The 19,910-nt window shown below is 35.0% G+C and carries 10 protein-coding genes; 4 read left to right on the top strand and 6 right to left on the bottom strand.

From position 1 onward, the window contains the following. Positions 1-3: 3 nt before the first annotated feature. The 6 genes from C3L50_RS01370 to C3L50_RS01345 all read right to left on the bottom strand — a co-directional run bounded on the left by C3L50_RS01370 (position 4) and on the right by C3L50_RS01345 (position 7,916). The gene (locus tag C3L50_RS01370; protein ID WP_103804247.1) at positions 4-1,368 is read right to left on the bottom strand and encodes a methylmalonyl-CoA mutase subunit beta; all 1,365 of its coding nucleotides are present in this window, start codon (positions 1,366-1,368) and stop codon (positions 4-6) included. 52 nt (positions 1,369-1,420) lie between these two features. Then, positions 1,421-1,753 (bottom strand): FtsB family cell division protein, encoded by a 333-nt coding sequence (locus tag C3L50_RS01365; RefSeq protein WP_103804245.1) that lies wholly within the window; start codon positions 1,751-1,753, stop codon positions 1,421-1,423. Between the two features lie 136 nt (positions 1,754-1,889). Then, on the bottom strand, positions 1,890-2,498 hold the full coding sequence (gene udk / locus C3L50_RS01360) for a uridine kinase (protein ID WP_103804243.1): 609 nt from the start codon (positions 2,496-2,498) through the stop codon (positions 1,890-1,892). Positions 2,499-2,547: 49 nt separating this feature from the next. After that, complete coding sequence (locus tag C3L50_RS01355; RefSeq protein WP_165783947.1) at positions 2,548-3,735, bottom strand: hypothetical protein; 1,188 nt, start codon at positions 3,733-3,735, stop codon at positions 2,548-2,550. A 34-nt stretch (positions 3,736-3,769) separates the two neighbouring features. Further along, positions 3,770-6,292 carry a DUF2339 domain-containing protein gene (locus C3L50_RS01350; protein ID WP_103804239.1) on the bottom strand — a complete coding sequence of 841 codons (2,523 nt, stop codon included), beginning with the start codon at positions 6,290-6,292 and terminating at the stop codon, positions 3,770-3,772. Between the two features lie 238 nt (positions 6,293-6,530). Continuing rightward, entirely contained in the window at positions 6,531-7,916 is a 1,386-nt protein-coding gene (locus C3L50_RS01345) for a T9SS type A sorting domain-containing protein (protein ID WP_103804237.1), read from the bottom strand. 437 nt (positions 7,917-8,353) lie between these two features. Here C3L50_RS01345 and C3L50_RS01340 point away from each other — a divergent pair, with 437 nt between their 5' ends. The 4 genes from C3L50_RS01340 to C3L50_RS01325 all read left to right on the top strand — a co-directional run bounded on the left by C3L50_RS01340 (position 8,354) and on the right by C3L50_RS01325 (position 19,898). Then, positions 8,354-9,709 (top strand): T9SS type A sorting domain-containing protein, encoded by a 1,356-nt coding sequence (locus C3L50_RS01340; protein ID WP_103804235.1) that lies wholly within the window; start codon positions 8,354-8,356, stop codon positions 9,707-9,709. Between the two features lie 470 nt (positions 9,710-10,179). Then, positions 10,180-13,794, top strand: coding sequence for a rhamnogalacturonan lyase family protein (locus C3L50_RS01335; protein WP_103804233.1), 3,615 nt, complete (start codon positions 10,180-10,182; stop codon positions 13,792-13,794). A 580-nt stretch (positions 13,795-14,374) separates the two neighbouring features. After that, entirely contained in the window at positions 14,375-16,615 is a 2,241-nt protein-coding gene (locus C3L50_RS01330; RefSeq protein WP_103804231.1) for a fasciclin domain-containing protein, read from the top strand. Position 16,616: 1 nt separating this feature from the next. Next, positions 16,617-19,898, top strand: a complete 3,282-nt coding sequence (locus tag C3L50_RS01325; RefSeq protein ID WP_103804230.1) for a SusC/RagA family TonB-linked outer membrane protein — start codon at positions 16,617-16,619, stop codon at positions 19,896-19,898. Positions 19,899-19,910 lie beyond the last annotated feature (12 nt).

Raw genomic sequence — 19,910 nt, 5'->3', positions numbered from 1 at the left:
TTTTTATATTTCTTCTTTGAGTCGTTCTTGTTCCATTTTTTCCGCCAATCGTTTTTCGATTATGGGTGAAATCAATGTTTTTCGAGGTTTTATTTTCACGAATGGAAACAATTCTAAATCGTCCTTCATTCGGTCTTTTTTGTTGGGATATTTGTTGGTTCCAACTAAGGTTTCTTTTCCAGAATCAAATAATTCCTGTTCTTTATCGGCACTTTCTTGTATTTTTCTTTTGATAATTCCTTCGTTAAGTTGTTTGATAAAACCGCCATTGGCTTCAATAGCTTTGAATAAAGTTAAAGCTTTTTCGGCTAATTGTGTGGTAAGACTTTCTATGTAATAACTTCCATCGGCTGGATTGTTGACTTTGTCAAAATGGCTTTCGTGTTTGAGCACTAATACTTGATTTCGGGCTATTCTGTTGCCAAATTCGTTGTCTTTGTGAAACAAGGCGTCATAAGGTAAATTGGCAATGGCATCGGCACCACCCAAAATTGCACTCATACATTCGGTTGTGGTTCGCAACATATTAACGTTGTAATCATAGATTGTTTTGTTGCGTTTTGTGGGTGAAACTAGTATGTGACAATCAAATTTGTGGTTGTATTCTTTGGCAATCAAATTGAAAAGCAACCGCAAGGCTCTGAGTTTTGCAATTTCGAAAAAGTAGTTAGTTCCAACTGAAATCTGAAAAACTATAGGTTGATTTATAGTTTTTATTTGGTTGAAATATTCATTGGCGTGAGCTAAACTATAGGCAATTTGTTGCACCATATTGGCTCCTGCATTTTGGTATAAACCTCCGTCAATGCTAAGTAATGAAATATTTGAAATGGATTCTGAAAGTAGATTTAAGGTCTCGAAATTGTTTTTTTCTTTGGTTTCAAACCAATTTCCTTCTTTGGCTAATTGCCCAATAGGGTCGATGTTGCAGTATATTTTTGCCTTATTTTCTTTGGCTACAGCTTCAATTTTCTTAATAAAAGGGATGGAAACAAAACTAAGGTTAAAATAAATTGTGATTGTATCTAATGGAAGATGCTGCAATAGTTTTGCTACCTCTATTTTTTCGTCTTCGATGGTAAATCGAATACTTTCGGCACCACGATTGATGCTGTCAATAGCTCTAGCATTTGATTTTGCAAGATCGTGTACGAAGATATTTTGGCAAATTAGGAACTGCGTTGCTTTTGTATTTATGCCCGAAGTTGGATTGTAATCGTCACTGTGATAAAAAGGTTTTACTTTGATGTCTTCGGGAGAATTCCAGATTAAAGTTTGGTTGTAATCGGCACCATTGAGTTCGAACTGGATTTTTTGTTTCCATTGTTTGGAAGAAACTGGATCGAAATCGTCGAATAAATTTTTCATTACGAGTGTGGTTATATCTTCAAATGAAATTCACTTTGTTTTTTTTTAGGGTCTATTTTTTGACGTCTTTTTCTATGGTGTCGCCTTCAAATTCAATGATATAGACATCTTCGCTGTCTTTTTTCATATAGTATTTTTCGCGGGCGTATTTTTCGGTTTGGTCTGGGTTTTTTAGTTTTTTTATATTTTCTTGGTCTTTTTTGATCTCTTGTTGGTAGTATTCTTTGTTTTGTTCGAGTTCATCAATTTGTTTGTCTAAAACCCGATGTCCAAAATAGGAATAGTTGTCCAAAAATATCATCCAAATAGAAAATAGTAGTAACACCCAAACGTATTTGTTGCTTAAAAATTTGAACCAAGATTTGTCTTTATATGGGTTTGCCATTTGTGATACTGTTTTTTTTAGCCCCGATATTCAATTGCTTTCGCAATTACCTCTTTTGGCGGTGTTCGCCACAAGAGATATAGCGGATAGCGGGAAATAGCTTCTTGAAAATTTAGTTATAAAAATACAAAAAAAATTATAAGATTCGTTGATTTATTACAGCTCGAACCACATCAATGGCGACTGTATTGTATTTGTCGTTGGGAATGATGATGTCGGCATAGGCTTTGGTGTTTTCTATAAACTGCTGGTGCATAGGTTTTAGTGTGGTTTGGTATCTATTTAATACTTCTTCCATATCGCGACCTCGCTCGGCAATGTCCCGTTTTAATCTTCGAATTAAACGTTCGTCCGAATCGGCGTGAACGAATATTTTGATGTCGAATAAATCGCGAAGTTCAGGATTTGACAGGATTAAAATTCCTTCTACAATCATTACTTTTCGAGGATGTGTGACAATGGTGTCGTCGGTTCTGTTGTGAATAGCAAAAGAATAAACAGGCTGATGGATGGTTTTTCCTTCTTTGAGTTCCTTGAGATGGCTGACCAATAAATCGAAATCGATGGCTCTGGGATGATCAAAATTGGTTTTGGAACGTTCTTCGTAGCTTTCGACTGTAGAGGCTTTGTAGTAGGAGTCTTGGGCGATAATTCCCACTTCGGTATGAGGTAATTCATTCATTATCTGATGGACAACTGTTGTTTTTCCTGAGCCTGTTCCACCCGCAATTCCTATGATGAGCATAAATCCTGTTTTTATGTTAATGTTTGGACAAAAATAGGGAATTATTAGTTTAGATGGTTGAATTATTCTTCATATCCTTGACTAAACTCATTGTGAAAAAGACAATGACAATTCCACCTAAACCGATGCAAAGCCACATAAACCAAGATTCCTGCCAAAAAGATTTGTTTTGAACATTTGTCTTTTGAGAAATCTCGTGTTTGATGTCATATATTTTGGCTTCAGGCAGGTTACTACCCATCCTGTTCTTGAAATTTTCCAAGTCATAATCAGGACTATTCAGTTTTGAATTTCCAGTTTCGACAGTGTATTTTTGATTGGCTTTCAAATCGGCAATTACTGAAATTGGTTTTTGAAAAAAGCGAATTTCAGAAAAAGTCAAGGGAGGATTGTCCTGATTTTCTATTTCGATAAAGCATTCTTTTCCAAAAAATTGTGGAATAGTAAAGGTGTTTTTGGTATTCGAATTCAATTCAAAAGAGGATAAATTTTCCGGAAACGCAACTGCTTTGTGGTTGATGCGTTTTTTTTTGTTCACGTATATTTGGGTATTTCGAAGAAATAAATTGGGACTAGAGATTTTGAAATGGATTTGGTTTACAATTTGTGGATGATCAAAACTAATGTAAATTCGGGTTTTCTTCTCGGCTGGAATTTGTTGGAATTTGATGTTTTTTGGATGAATTTCCTCTAAAATATTCGATGTTGTTTTGCTGGCAAAAAATCCGATTTTCAAAATGTTTATGGGCAAAGTTTTTTTGTCATTAAAATCAAATTTGATATAACGATAGGAAGTTAATGGAAAGCTTATTGTTTTGAAAACAACTGTTTCTTCTGTGTTTACGAGATCGGATAATTTTGAATTATTGACCAATCCAAACCATTCTTTTTGGTCGTTGCTACCGCTAATGGAGTAGGTTTTAGTAACATCGGAATTAGTTATACAAAGTACAATTGAATCGATAGACGTTTTGGGATTTTCGAAAATAAGGGTTGTTTTATTTTTAGGAAGCACGTTTGTAGAAATTATTTTGCATTCCGAAAAAAAATGAGGTGTTTTGTCTATATATTCTTGGGGAATAACATAATAAGGCACTTCTATTTCTTTAGAATCTACTATTCTGAAATCGCCCAATTCTTCTTTTGAAAACGAGCGAATTTCAGCTGGCAACACTATTTTGTGCAAACCATTTTCTTTGGGAATTTCGATTTTTGCCGTCGTTGTGTGTTGTGCCAACAGGCCATTTGTGGCTAGTAGAAATATTAAAAAATTATTCAGTTTCATCGGTTTTCAAGGGTTTGTTGTCGTCTTGCACCAAGACTTTTATTTTTTGATACACAAATGAAATTATTAAGATTAAAACTCCCAATAAGATAAAGGCAATAATTTTACCAGTTTCGGAAGCATTGCTGATGTCGAACAAAAATAATTTTAGAATGGTAATTCCCAATAAAGATAAGGCTATGATTCTAATGGCTTTAATTCGTTTTTTAATTCCGATAATCAAGAAAGCAAAAGCGAGAATTCCCCATAGGATTGGAAAACCAGTTTTTATGATTTGAGTTCGAGTAGATTGTATGGCATCGTCAGCTATTTGTGCTTTAAGAAAGGGCAATTCCGTTGCGTTATAATTTTTGTAATACTCATTCGATTGTACTTGTTGAGCTGTTATTGGCGAATTCGAAACGACCAATCCGTGCAGCATCAATTCGGTACTAGCCAGGTAGATGATTAAAAAGGCTGCAAACCAAACTGCGAATTTGTTTTTGAATAGGTTGAAAACTGGATTTTCCTTGTTGATTTGGTATAATTTATAGCCGAAAAACAAGGTTATAAGTAGTGAAATGTAATGCAAATAAAACCCAATTCTTTGATGATTTCCAGTTGTAATGTAGTACTCGTGCTCATAAAACGCATAATTCAAAAAGAAAAACACAAAGAGTATTATATTGACTACGGCTATAATGGATGCTAGTTGATAACCAAGAGTGTTCTTGATTTTGCACAAGAAGTACACAACCAAAGCACAGAAAATTAAATGATATAAAATAGGTAATGTCAAGGCTGAATTGGCTCCTTGGATATGCGCGTTGGCTTGAAAATTTACCTCAAACAATCCAACAAAATAGGAGAGGATTATTCCAATCAATCCTAGACCGTTTCGGTATTTTTCTGGATTGAAAATGAATCCAAATTGTTCCAAATCTTCGTCTTCTTTTTTCAATAAATAGTAAACGGCAAATAAAGAACCCACGGCAAAAATTCCAGTCAAAAAGATTTTGTTGAAGACAATGGTTAAAATAGTGGACGACATATAAATAGCAGACCAATCCATCAATAAACTTCCAATCATCAACAGATGAACGATCACCGAGGCAAATCGATAATAAGTTATTTTTGATTTTTGTGCAAGCCACATCAGCATCACGGCTTCGGCAGCCCAGAAAAGGGTGATAAAATTCCCTTCGAATTGTATTGGAATGGACAAAGTTAAGAAGGTAAGCGTCAAGCCAACCAACAAGTAAACGGCAGTTTTGTCCAAACCAAATTTTTTGTATAAAAAATAAGCGTAGCCAAAGTTTAAAACTCCTAATAAAGTAGTGAACAATCCTTTGAATTCGGGATGAAACTGTTCTAAAATAGCCATTCCAGCCCCATAAAAAAGGAAGGTGTTGCTGGCCAGAATACTCAATTCTATAGGAGAGAAAAAACCTTTTGTTCGAACATTATTGATGATGTTGATAAGGATGAAAACAAAATAAAAGGCAAATCCGAAGGCAAATGCGCCCAGATAATGCGGCGTTTTTTCGTCGAGGTCTTTAAAGAGCCAAGCTCCATACAAAATCACTGTAAAAACGTAGGACATAATATTGATGATTCCCCATTTTTTATAATAGGCTAATGCTAAAATCCCGATGTTCAAGATGAGAATGTAAGTAAACAAAACGACATAATTTCCTTGTCCAGTGCTGACCATAAACGGAACGGCAAACCCGCCAATCAGGGATAATACAGCTAGTTCTTTGCGATTGTAAGAAAGTGAAATTAGGCTACTGAAAACGGTGATAAGCACCATAATAATAAAGGCTGTTGTTTGTCCAAACAAATGGTAGCTGTGGAAAGCAATGCCAATTGTAAAATAGAAAACTGCAATGGCACCCGCCACAAAAACCGAACTGAAAGCAGCATATTTTTGGCGCAATTTATGTGCAATTCCCATAATCAATCCGCCAGATAGCATCCCAATTCCCACTCGTGCTGGTTCGTTAATCCAGTCTTTGTCAATGGCATATTTCACGAAATAACTGATTCCCAAAACCAGAATCAAAATACCAATTTTGTTGATGAGGTTTTCACCAATAAACTTTTCTAAATCGGGATTGTTATCCCTGAAATTTTCCCAAAAGGTTTTAGTAGGTTCTTCACGGATATAGGCTTTTGGTTCTGGTTGTTTGTGTTTTGGAGCTGAGGCATTGTCCATTGAAAAGACAATTTTCTCTTTGGCAACCTCATTTTCGATTGGTGTAAAAACCAAAGGTTCTGTTTTTTCAATGACCACAGTTGGTTTTATTGCTTCTGGAGTTTGTTTTGGTTTTGCAATTTCAGGAGCAACTATAGGTTTTTCTGGAAGTTTTTCGGTTCCTTTTGATGCCTCAATTTTTTTAAATAATTCTTTGAATTTCTCATCGATTTTGTCTTCAATTCGATCTTCGAATCTGTCGAATTTTGAGTCGATAGCATTTTTGATGTAGAACAAAAAAGCAATCAATAATACAAATAAGAAAACTTCCATAGCGATGTTTTGAAAATTAAATAATGTAAATATAATGATAAATACAAAACAGCGTGCTATTTTTCTGAATCTAAAGTTAAGAGTGTTTGGGATATTTGTATGTCCTAGTAGAATTTTTAGTGTGTTATTTTTAAACTATTTTAAATTTGATTTTTGCAGAACTAAAAACAAGGTGTATAAAAAAAACTGAGATCTATTAAAAAAATAGACCTCAGTTAAGTTTGATGTTGGTAGAAAATTATTTCTTTATAAATTTCCAAGTTGTTGATGATTCTCCTATTTTAAGATTACATAAATACAATCCATTTGATAAGTTGGCAACATTTATGGAAAGTTTTTCAGAAGGAGAAACTATTTTAGAATAGGAATACGCTTTTTGTCCCGAAGTCGAAAATATAGATATAGTAGCATCACCTGATACACTGTCAGATAAATCAATAGTCAAATTTGTATCTACAGTAGTTGGATACAGATTTCCCAAACTAATAGTACGATCTTCTACACCTAAATTAGGGCAAGAAGTTGAAATCACTCCAGCAGCAGTAACATTCAAAGTTGCTCCAGCTCCACAGCTAGTATTTGAAACATAACCCGCCACGTTGGCAACAGGTAGTACAGTATAAGAATAGGTTGGTTTTATAGCAGTTAATTTATCTAGACCAGTTACAGCAGTTGGAACAGTTCCTTTTGTGCAGCCATCAAATTTTACTGAAGTGGTTCCAGTTCCTTCGGTAACAGGACTAGAAATGGTGGTTATTTGTTCAAAATTGCAATTCTCTACATAACAAGTGGTACCACTATCTCCGGCTCCGAGTCCAATTGCCTTGGCTCCTGAAATAGAAGTTTTGTAATAACAATTTAAAATGTGTAATTCGGCGTTTCTGGCTCTTGGCATTCTTTCTCTACAACCTTCTGCCCAATAGCAGTTTTTAAAAGTAACACTGAATCTTCCGTCAGTTGGCATGTCGGTAATTCCTGAGCCAACTAAACCACTAAAACGGTGGTCGTTTGATCCTCCAGATCCTCCAGCATAAGGAGGTTTTAAATACGTAAATTTACACCAAGAAACGGTGTGGTTGTCGGCTGCTCCTTTAATGTCAAAATTACCATCCATTCCGTCTTGAAACTCACAGTGATCTACCCAGATATTTTTGCCTTCACTTGTGAGTAAGTCTCTACCATCGCAATCAAAAGCGCCAGGTCCTTCGAAAATTAGGTTTCTAATAATGACATTAGTAGAGCCGTCTTTAATGTAAAGAATGCCTGAGTTATTTGCTGATGTTGTGTTGTCGGCAGCTGTTGGTGGTGTGGCAGTTATTGTAATTTGAGTGTTTCTAAGTCTTGCTCCTGGCAAACCAATAATTGTTCTATTGGTCAACAACACGCTAGTATAGTCACAGGTAATAGTTCCAGAAACCAGAATTACTGCATTAGCGGTTGCTGTGGATGTAAGAGCAGTTTTTAATTGAGCGTAGGTTGTAACTGTAACCGTATTCGTTGGTGTTGGAGTTCCCGCCCCAGTTGCAGCTGCTCCAAACCCCTCTGGACTGGTCATGTAATAATTTTGACCCGAAGTAAAGTTGAGGGCTAATAACAGGAAACTCAATAAAACTGTTTTTTTCATATTTGACAAAAGAAATTAGTATGAATTATAAAATTAAATAGTTAAAGTGTAATCGATTACAAAAATATATTTTTATTTTGATAAAATAAAAATATATTTTTTTTGATATTAAAAATTAGTTTGCTGATAATTTGTGATTTATGTTAATTATCGCTTTTTTTTGTTAATATTCACACATTTTTGAAAATAAGTGTAAGAGAAATAGCGGTGATATTGTTGGAAATTCAAAGTAATTGTTCGGAAACCTTAATTTGTTTTGGGTTTGATTTAGTAGATTTTAGGATGTGCAGGAAAGTACAGGATGCTTTTGGATATGTATTGTAATAGTTTTGAAAATAAATTTTAACTAAAAAAATGAATAAAATATTTTTTTAGCAGCTATTTATTTTAAATAATAAAAAAAACATGATTTTTTAAACCATTAATACTTTTTAAATATGAAAAAAAAATTACTTAAAAACAACGTTTTATCTTTTAGCTTTCTTGTTTTTCTTTTGGGAGCTTTTAATGTTTCACATGCGCAATTAAACACATGGGTTGGCGGAACAAGTTCAGATTTTCTAGATGCTACGAATTGGAGTACAGCAGCACCGCCAGCCACTTTTCTTAGCGGGAATACTTTCACAATAGGTGCAGGGTCGCCTAATAACCCTGTGCTTAGTGCAAATTATCCATTAACATCTGGTGCGCCAACTTCTGGTCTTATTTATATTTCCACAGTAGGAAATCTAACAACTTCTGGAAATATTAATGCAGGAGGTGTTAATAGTGTTGATGGGTTATTAACGGTTACTGGTGGTTTATTTAATGGACGAAGTAATTTTTATATTGGAACAACTGTTGGTACTTCTTTGGCCGTTACCAATGTAGAAGTTGGAGGAGCTCTAAATGTAAAATCAGCTTTATTAATAAGTCAGAAACAAGCAGGTACTTTAAATGTAAATGGCGGAACTGTAACCACAGATTCTGCTGGGAGTATTGCTGTGGGAAATTACCCTCAGTACGTAGATTGCAATGGTATATTGAATGTAAATGCTGGTCTTGTGAAAACAGCAGGGGCTTTAACAATTGGTACTAAGGGGATTGTTAATGTAGATGGCGGTAGAATTGAGTTGGGTACTGATAGAACGGTGGCAATCGGAAATTACATCACTACTAATGTATTAAAGGTTTCGGGAGCTGCTCTAACAGCTGGAAAAGTACTTTTAAACAAGTATGATCCGGTTACACTTTTAACAACTATTATGGCAGTTTTACCAGGAACAGAACCTTCAGCACTTGATTATACCACTACTGCAGGATCCTATACTGTAGGAACTGCTATTGCTGACAATCCTAAATCAGCTTTAACTTTAGGGACAGGTGCTACAGCAACTTATACAGTAAGTCCTGCACTTCCAGCTGGTTTGGTTCTTGATTCTGCAACTGGAACAATTAGCGGTACACCAACTGCTGTTAAGGCACTAACTACATATTATCTTAAGGCATCAACAGATTATGGATTTACTACTAAAGCAATTACTATTGTTGTTTCTGCTGCGCCGTTAGGTATTAGTGAATTTAAAGAATCTGCTAAAATCGCAGTCTATCCTAATCCAACAACTGATTTTGTAACTGTTAGCTTGTCTAATAATGCTACAGTTCAAAAAATTTCAGTGTATAATAACTTGGGGCAATTAGTTCGTTCAGAAAATAAAAACACAGTTTCGCTTCAAGGTTTGACTAATGGAAATTATTTTTTAACAGTACAAACAGCTGAAGGAAACTATTCAAAAAAGATTATTAAAAATTAAAAACTCAATTTTGAATTGAATTGCTATTGATTTTAGAATTTAAAACTCGCAATTGAATTTAGTTATTTGAACCCATAGAGTGTAGTTGCTTTTTTTGGCGAGACGCATTCAAGTTAAAAACCCAGATATGCTTTTGTCCAATGGATGTTAAAGTGGTCTGGGTTTTTTGCGTAATTTATTTTTATGTTTTAGAGGGGGGCTTTAAATAGAATAATTATTTAGATAGGCTTTTGCAATTGAAATTTTCAAATTATGAGTTGCAATTTTTAAGCTAAAACAGGATTCTACAGGATACTATTAAAAAAAGATAATAATAGTTTTGGAGAAAATATTAACAAAAAAAATACACATCCTGTTTTTTTACTCCATAATTTATTTGTTTTTTATATTCTTCGAATATTTAAAAACTATATTCAAATCTGGTAAAAAAAAGGACTTACTATTTAGTTTCAACCATTAATTATTTAGATGTGAAAAAACAACTATTTTTAAACAACGCTACTTCTAAAGTTTTTGCTATTGCTGTTTTTATGCTTTTAGCAGTGCAATCATCCTTTGCTCAAAATTGGACTATTTTAGGAAGTGAATCCGATTTGTCTTCGGTGGCTTCTTCTTATACTTCTATTGCCGTTTTGAACGATGTTCCTTATGTGGTTTTAAGAGAAGGAACTGGGCCAGTTGTCAAGGTCAAAAAAAGGAATGCAACAACAGGTGTTTGGGAGCAATTAGGGGATGATATAGGAACAAATCTAACCTATTCTAGAATTATTTTAGACAAGACCAATAGACTGTATGTTTCTTATGTTGATGCCGGGAATGGTAATAAATTGGCTGTGAAAATCTACAACGAAGAGACTAATCTTTGGGAACCGTTAAATAATGATGTCAACAATCTTTATGTTTCGGTTGGTTCAGTAACTAATGGGGTTTCTCAATTAAGTTCAACACCTCGTTGTTCTTTGACTTTCGATTCAGATAACAATCCTTATATTGCTTTTGGGGATAATGGTATATTAAAGCCTTTTGTAAAAAAGTTTGATGGTATTTCATGGGTAACTATTGGAGGTGGTGAAGTCAATGCAAGTGCCATTGCAATTGGAGTAAGTTTGGTTTTAGATGAAGCCGATGTGCCTTGGTTAGTATTTTGTAATATGGGAACGACAAGTTCTACAACTGGTACAATGACATTGTATAAATTTACTGGTGGAACTTGGTCTGCCGCCACAACTTCAACTGTCACCGCAGGTGTTCGTCATACAAGTATGGTGTTGAATTCAGCCAATAACTTGACTATTGCTTTTTTTAATACTGCAGATACAAACCGTGCTACATCTATTGAATATAATAAAACTGCTGCAACTTGGAGTTCCACAACGAGAATAGGTTCAAGAGATTCTCCTAGTTTGAGCTTGATAAAAGATGTTTCAAATAATTTGTATTGTTCTTTTATTGATAATGTTTCGAGTACAGCGACCTATTCAGCGCGTGTCTTTAAGCAAGTTGCAGGAGCTAATGTCTGGACAGAAATGAAAGATCCTTCGGTGTTGACTACAGGTATTGAAAATAATACAGGAAATTTAACTATTGCTGCTGGAAGTGTCTATCCGTATGTAGTTTACACTAAAACCAATTCGAGTAGTATTGTTACGCCTGTTGTTCGAGCTTATTCGCCAGCACCACCACCAGCAGTGCTTAAAACCAATACGGTTACCAATATTACCTCTACAACGGTTGAGGCCGGTGGCACAATTACTGCTGATGGAGGAACAACCATTACCGAAAGAGGAATTGTTTATAGTACTAATGCTAATCCAACCGTTGCTAATACTAAGGTTGTAGATTCAGGAACTGGTATAGGAGCATTTACGGTTAGTGTTTCAGGACTTAATCCAACTACATTGTATTATGTTAGAGCTTATGCTATCAATGGTGGAGGAACAAGTACTACTTATGGGGATAATGTTCGGGTAAATACTTTGATACTGCCTGATGCGGTGGTTACTACAGCTAAACAAATGGAGTTTCTAAACCGTGGAGTAGTTGCCTTGAGAAAATCGGCTACAGAGGTTTTTGTTAGCTGGCGTTTGTTGGGGAATGACCCCTCTGATATAGCTTTTAATATATATCGTGATAATGTAAAAATCAATGCGACTCCAATTACGACTTCTACTAATTATGTAGATACTATCACAACCAATGGGACATATACTATTAAGGCAATTGTCAACGGAACCGAAGGTATTGCAACTGCTGCAGTTTCGGTTTGGGCAAATAATCAATTGTCTATTCCGTTGCAAATTCCTCCTGAAAATACATTGCCTGACGGAACACCTTATACTTATACTGCAAATGATGCTAGTGTAGGTGATGTGGATGGTGATGGAGAATACGAAGTTATTCTAAAATGGGATCCAACAGCTTTGAATCATAATGGAGGAGGTTTTTCTGGTGAGCAAATTTTTGATTGCTATAAAATGAATGGCACACGACTTTGGCGTATCAATCTTGGTAAAAACGTGAATTCAGGGCCGCACTTTAATCACTTTATGGTGTATGATTTTGATGGAGACGGTAAATCAGAAATGATTTTGAAAACCGCTGATGGGACTATTGATGGAGCAGGAGTTGTAATCGGAAATGCAACTGTGGATTATCGCAATGCTTATGGTTGGGTACAACAAGGGCCTGAATTCTTGACTGTTTTTAACGGATTAACAGGGGCGGCAATGGCAACAGTGACCTATCAGCCAGCCAGAGCTAATACGGTCGATTGGGGAGATAATTATGGTAATCGCCAAGATCGTTTTGTATCGGCAGTGGCTTATTTGGATGGCGCCCGCCCAAGTATAATTGTTGGACGTGGTTATTATGACAAACTAATGCGCGCAGCTTACGATTGGCGCAATGGTCAGCTTACTTTGCGTTGGATTTTTGATAGTAAAGATGCTGCTAATCCTGCTAACAATGCTTACTCAAGTCAAGGAAATCATCAAATGACCATTGGTGATGTGGATGGCGATGGAAAAGATGAAGTTATTAATGGTTCAAGTGCTATTAATGATGACGGAAAACGACTTTGGACCTATGGTCAAGGACACGGAGATGCTTTGCATATGTCGGATATGGATCCTGATCGTCCTGGTCAAGAAATTTGGCAATGTTTAGAATCTCCAGGACAATACAGTCCTTATGGCATCAGGTTGAATGACGCAAAAACGGGAGCAATGATTTTTGGTGCCGAAACTACAGGTGATGTAGGCCGTGCTTTGGCTGCCGATATTGATCCAGCTCACCGAGGGTATGAAATGTGGAGTTCTTCAGGAAATCTTTATAATGTTCAGGACGGTCAAATTGGTACAGCCAGACCAACTGGTGGGAGTCAAGCTGTAAATGCCGCCGTATGGTGGGATGCTGATTTGGGACGCGAATTGCTAGACGGGACTATTATGGACAAATGGAATCCAAGTACCCAATCCTTAAATCGTTTGTTTACCATTTACAACGCAGCACCAGTTTCGTCTAATAATGATTCTAAAAAGAATCCTTGTCTGACGGCTGATATTTTTGGTGATTGGAGAGAGGAAATTATTCTTCGCCGTTCTGATAATACTGCTTTGATTCTTTTTACCACCAATATTCCTACCGACAAACGAATTTATACTTTGATGCATGACCCTCAATATCGTACTGCAATTGCTTGGCAAAACTCAGGTTATAATCAACCGCCACATCCAAGTTTCTTTTTGGGATATGATATGGCTCCTGCGCCAACACCCAATATTCAAATTGTTTCAGCTTCGTTGGGAGTTGCTAAAGAGGAAAAGGATCTTGATTCGAATGTGGTTATTCATCCTAATCCATCTAATGGGCAATTTGAAGTTCAATTTAATAGTAGTAATTCAGTAAATGCTAAAGTTGTTATTTCAAATTTGATGGGGCAAATTGTTGGTCAAAAAGAGGTTAAACTCGCTGGGGGTAATCAATCCATTTCATTAAATTTCTCTAATTTGGTTTCTGGTGTTTATGTTGTGAAAGTTGAGACAGAAGAAGGTGTTTCGATACAGAAAATTGTTATTGAAAAATAAAAAAGAGTTTCATTTTAATTTAAAAGGATTTGCAAATTTTGTAAATCCTTTTTTTTTAACACGCATTACTAATCTATTTCTGGGCCAATACTGACGAAATTTTTTTTAAGAAAAAGCTTATTTTATAGATTTGTTTTTAATAAATGATTGCGAATAATGTTAAATAATATTCGTTAGCAGTTGTAATTAGTTGTATTTTTTTTAATTTTAAGAATAATTAGTTGGTTTTATTGCTGATTTAATGTTTTTTTTTAATTAGATACACTCATTTCAATTTGCTAAAATCCAAAAGAAATGTTAATGGGTTTTTGTTTTATTGATACACAAATTTTAAAGATAATGTGACTCTTGAAGCATTGTCAATAAAGGAAATATTAAATTAATGAAATAGTGCTGTGTTTTTTATGGTATTATTATTTAATTGGGTTATTTATTTTTTTAGTAAAAAAAAATAAATAAAACAGGACAGGGCAGGATAGAAGTGCTGTCTTGAACCTGTATTTTTGGAAATGTTAAATGATTTAAAAAAAAGTTAAAAAAAGTATAAATTATTGTTCACCATTTTATAAGTTAATTTCTAATGAAGAAAAAAATACACTACTATTTATTAGTTCTTCCACTACTGGCATTTTTTGCTAGTTGTAATAAAGACGTATTTGATGAGTACTATGCTCGTCCAGAAGGTCTCGAGGATCCTATTTATCAACAATTGGAAGCACGTGGTAATTTCAAAAATCTGACGGCTCTAATTGGTAAAGCAGGCTACAAAGACATCTTGAGTAAATCAGGGTATTGGACGATGATGGCACCTAATGACGAAGCCTTTACTAAATTTTTTCAAGAAAAAGGTTATGCTGATGTTTCTAAAGTAGATTCGATTACAGCAGCTAAGATTGTAAGATATGCACTTATATATAATGCGTTTCGAACTGAGCAACTTTCCGATTATCAATCGGCTGCTGGTTGGGTTGTGGATAATGCTTTTAGACGAAGAACCGCATTTTATGATGGGTTTCAGAAAAAAACCGTAAACGGTGTTCCTATGGTTGTTGTGGCGTCAAACCGTAACAATCGTGCTGCATCTGGAGCTCCATATTATGTTTCTGGAGATAATAATAACAAGTATATTTCTTATTTTGAGAAAGAATATTTTGCAGCTCAAAGTCTTAATGCAAGTGATTATACTTTTTTCTTTCCCAATTCAACATATACTGATTTTAATGTCTTAGGCGGTACTATCAAACAGGCCAATATTATTGCTGAAAATGGTATTATTCAAGAGGTTAGTCAGGTTTCGCTACCGTTAGTGAGTTTAGATCAGTATCTTGAGGGCAATAGTAATTATAGCCTTTTCAATGATTTGCTAAATAAAAATTTGGTTAATTATATCTTTAATCAACCGGCAACTACTACTTATAATAATTTTACTGGTAAATCTGACCGAGTATATGTAAAGGTGTTTGATGCTGCTTTGCCTTTTTCTCCTAATAATGAGAGTTATTTGAAACAAGCGGATAATGATGGGCAAAATGATGCTTATACTATGTTTGTTCCTGATAATGCTTCTTTACAAGAATTTGTGGATAAAGTTTTGCTTAAAAACTATCCTTCACTTGATAAACTTCCAAAATACGTTTTTGAAGACTTGTTCAAGGCACATATGGTAATCAATGCAGTTTGGCCATCAAAGATTGGATCTTTTAGCAATGCACTAGATGAAGATTTGAGGTTTGATATGAATACTAATGTGAAAGACGCCAAAGCTTTAAGTAATGGATTCTTTTATGGTACTAATAAAGTACAGAAATCTAATTTGTTTTATAGTGTTTACACATCGGCTTATTTAGATCCTAACTTTACTTTAGCTACACGATTGTTTAATGATGGATCTTCTTATAGAGAAATTATTAGTAATATTAATCAAAGATTCACTTTGTTTCTTCCTTCAGACACAGTATTGCGTGGACTTGGATATGATTATGACGTGAGTCGTTCTGAATGGAGATATACTTCTCCAATAAATTCAGCAGTTATTACTGGAGCTAGTGCCAGATTACGTTTATTACGTGTTTTGTATAATTGTATCGTTTCTACTCCTAACGGAGAATTGGATGATTTATCAGGTTCGGGTGTTATTCGTACTGGTGATGCCGATATTGCTGGTGAATATATCAAATGGAAAAACAACAAGGTGTATGGGGCAGGAAATGAAGTTTTGGGAAATGCTGCCAATGTCGTTGGATTCGAAGATCAACAAAACGGACGTACCTATTATATAGATAATTTAATAGAATTTAGCGAAGAGTCTCCAGGTGTGGATCTTAAAAATTTAGCTACGCCAGTAGGTTCAGAATTTTCACATTTTTATAATTATTTAAAAAATTCTTCTATTTACAATGCAACAGGGGATAAAATAGAAGGAGTAGATTTAGGGACAGCTTATACATTTGTAGTTCCAAACAATGCTGCAATTGTGAAAGCCGTAAAAGCTGGAGTGCTTCCTGGAAATGTAACAACGGGTGTGCCTAATTTTACACCGCCTACCTTAGGAGAAAAAGATTTAGTAGCTGATTTTCTTCGTTATCATATCCTAGTAACTAAGACTGTTTCTGATGATGGACTTTTAGGGGGTCAGTTTGAAACTTTGAGAAAGGATAGTAAGGGAGAGAAAACTTATGTAGGTGTTTTAAGCGACACAGGGGTTTTAACCTTTATTGATGCTGCTAAAAAAACTTCTAACTTTATACCTGCTCAAAGTAACAATTTAGCTGACAGAACCTTAATCCATTTAGTTGACAATTATCTTTTATATACGGAATAAAATGAAACAAAAAATAACCAATTTACTTTACTGTTTTTCATTTGCCTTGATTGTCTTGGCAGCACTACCAACTTTAGCGCAAAATGCTAAAACTACTGTTGTGCGTGGTAAGGTAGTCGATTCAAGTGATAATTTACCTATACCATCAGCAACTGTTGTAGAACAAGATTCAGAGAATCGTACTATAACAGGGGTCTTGTCTGACGTTGATGGAAATTTTGCAATACATGTAAAAAACCCAAAAAACAAAATATTTGTCTCTTCTATTGGCTATAAGTCTAAATTAGTTTCCATTGATGGAAGAGATAATATTAGAATTGCCTTAGTATCTTCTGTTGAAACTTTAAGTGAAGTTGTAATTACTTCTCAAAAAAAGGTAGAAACGGGATTGATGAATATTTCTGAACGAAATAAAACAACAAGTTCTGTAACCATCAAAGCCAGTGATTTAGCAACTTCACAAGCAGCGTCTATTGACGAGCAATTGCAAGGACGTGTTGCGGGTGTTGATATTATTGCTAGTAGTGGTGATCCAGGAGCTGGAATGCAAATCAAAATTAGAGGAGCTTCTTCTATCTCTGGTTCTTCTGCTCCATTGATTGTTGTTGATGGAATGCCTTATGAAACATCAATCCCGGCAGATTTCAACTTTGGTACTGCCGATGACGAAGGGTATGCGGCCTTGTTGAATATTGCTCCTTCAGATATCGAAACCATTACCATTGACAAAGACGCGGCGGCCACAGCTTTGTGGGGTTCACGTGCTGCAGGTGGGGTTATTATCATCAACACAAAACGTGGAGGTATTAGTGCTCCAAAAATTAATTACTCTTTTGTTGGAACTTATTCAAAACTGCCAGACGCTATTCCTATGTTAAATGGAGATCAATATTCGCAATTGATTCCAGAGGAATTTATGAACAGAAATGGTGTGCCTTTGAATACTCAAACGGTAAAAGAATTTATGTATGATCCTCAAGAAGTGTATTATTACAAAAACTATAGTAATAATACGAATTGGATCGATGAGGTTTCGCAAACAGGATTGATTGGTGATCACAACCTTTCTTTACAAGGTGGTGGACAAAGAGCTAGATATTTTACATCGGTAGGATATTATAATTCTAAAGGGGTTACTAGAGGAACTGGTTTTGAAAGGGTGAGTACTCGTTTGAATCTTGATTATGTTGTATCTGACCGTATCAAATTTAAAACAGATATATCATATACCCATTCCGATACCCAACGTAATTATGTTAATGGAACAGGAAATGGTGACCTTATACGAAGTGTGGCCTATGGGAAAATGCCAAATATGGGTGTATATGAATATAATGAAGAAGGGATATTAACTCCTAACTATTTTTCTCCAGCACAAAACGTACAAGGTAGATATCCTGGAACTTATAATCCAGTTGCTATGGCTGAGTATGCCACTAACGATCAAGTAAGTGATAGAATTGTACCTCATTTTAATATTAATGTTGACATTATCCCGAAAGAATTAATAGCCACATTCGATTTACAATTTGATTTCAATAGTACAAAAGCCAAAGCATTTTTACCACAAAATGCAACCGGTCGTCCTATTACTGAAACGGTAGTAAACCGTGCTTCAGATGCTGATGTTGATACTTCAAGTATTACAACTAAAACCAACTTTATTTATTCGCCTAATATTGGTAAAAACCAAAGTTTACAAATGCTTTGGTCTATTCAAAGTAATGATTTTCGCTATGAGTCTCATCAGGTATTAACTTCGAACACCGCTTCGTCTTTGCTTACAGACCCATCTAATCCTTCTAGAACACAAAACTCAGATTTGCAGTTGTATACCAATAATAGTCAGGCAAGATCGGTAGGTAGTTTGTTAAATGCTCAATACGGTTTGATGGACAATCGCTATATTGTAAACGTTGGTCTTCGTGCTGATGGTAACTCAAAATTTGGTCCTGAAAACAGATACGGATTATTTCCTTCTGCTTCGGCTCGTTGGAGAATATCAGATGAAAAGTTTATGAAAAAACTAACATATATTGATGATTTCAGTTTAAGATTAAGTTACGGAAAATCCGGTAAAGCACCAAGATACGATTATAGCTTTTTTAATGTTTATGGCAACTTCAGTTCAGATTATTTAGGAATGAATGGAGTGTATCCACAAAATATAGAATTGAGTAATTTACGTTGGGAAACTCTAACAGGTAAAAACCTTGGGTTTAACCTTCAAATGTTTAAACGAAGACTAACTTTGGATGTAGATTTCTACCGTAACACTACTGAAGATATGATTTTTCAAAACATTGATTTAACTACAATTTCTGGGTATAGTAAAGTAGATGCTAACGTAGGAACTATGGATAACCAAGGTTGGGAAGTAGGTCTTTTTACAACTCCGTATAAATCAGGTAAATGGAAAGTGGAATTCAACTTCAATATTTCTAGTAATGAAAACATGATTCGTGAGATATCTGAATATTATCCAAATCAATCTGGAAACACAGATCGTAATGGAGAGTTTAAACGTTTTCTTCAAATCGATAACCCTTTTGGTTCTTTCTACGGATATAAATTCAAAGGTGTGTATGTTGACAAAGATGCTACATTAGCAAGAGATGGTAATGGAAATGTAATTACTGGTCCAAATGGACAAACCGTTTATATGCGTTTTAATTATCCAAATACAGATTATATTTTTCAACCGGGTGATGCTATTTATGAAGATATCAATAAAGATGGAAATATTGACAGTCGTGACGTAGTTTATTTAGGAAATAGTAACCCAAAACTTACTGGTGGATTTGGTCCTAATATCATTTTTAATAATCAATTCAAATTATTGTTGTATTTCAACTACCGTTTGAATTATGATATCGTAAACGGAACAGATATGCTTACAACCAATATGTATGGTTGGAATAATCAAAGTACGGCTACATTATCAAGATGGCGTAATCCTGGTGATGTAACCGATATGCCAAGAGCAGTATATGGAGCTGGTTATAACTGGTTAGGATCAGATCGTTATGTAGAAGACGCTTCTTTCCTTCGCCTTCGTTCTATTACATTTAGCTATACTTTAGGTAAGTCAATGCTAAAAAAATTAAAAATGGATGAAATTAGAACCTATATCACAGCGGATAATTTATATACTTGGACCAACTATAGAGGACAAGATCCAGAGGTAAGTATGAAATCAGGTGACCCTTTTGGAATAGCAATTGATAACTCTCGTACGCCTCCAACTTCACGTATTTCATTAGGTATAACAACACGTTTCTAAAAAAATAAATAG

The sequence above is a fragment of the Flavobacterium alvei genome, from assembly GCF_002920895.1.
Classification (GTDB): Bacteria; Bacteroidota; Bacteroidia; order Flavobacteriales; family Flavobacteriaceae; genus Flavobacterium; species Flavobacterium alvei.
The sequence above is the reverse complement of the archived record's forward strand: the minus strand, read 5'-3'. Positions and strand labels throughout refer to the sequence as shown.

Excerpts from the sequence above, each read along its gene's own strand:
- C3L50_RS01370 (WP_103804247.1), bottom strand. The coding sequence starts at position 1,368 with ATGAAAAATTTATTCGACGATTTCGATCCAGTTTCTTCCAAACAATGG.
- C3L50_RS01365 (WP_103804245.1), bottom strand. The coding sequence starts at position 1,753 with ATGGCAAACCCATATAAAGACAAATCTTGGTTCAAATTTTTAAGCAAC.
- udk (WP_103804243.1), bottom strand. The coding sequence starts at position 2,498 with ATGCTCATCATAGGAATTGCGGGTGGAACAGGCTCAGGAAAAACAACA.
- C3L50_RS01350 (WP_103804239.1), bottom strand. The coding sequence starts at position 6,292 with ATGGAAGTTTTCTTATTTGTATTATTGATTGCTTTTTTGTTCTACATC.
- C3L50_RS01345 (WP_103804237.1), bottom strand. The coding sequence starts at position 7,916 with ATGAAAAAAACAGTTTTATTGAGTTTCCTGTTATTAGCCCTCAACTTT.
- C3L50_RS01340 (WP_103804235.1), top strand. The coding sequence starts at position 8,354 with ATGAAAAAAAAATTACTTAAAAACAACGTTTTATCTTTTAGCTTTCTT.
- C3L50_RS01330 (WP_103804231.1), top strand. The coding sequence starts at position 14,375 with ATGAAGAAAAAAATACACTACTATTTATTAGTTCTTCCACTACTGGCA.
- C3L50_RS01325 (WP_103804230.1), top strand. The coding sequence starts at position 16,617 with ATGAAACAAAAAATAACCAATTTACTTTACTGTTTTTCATTTGCCTTG.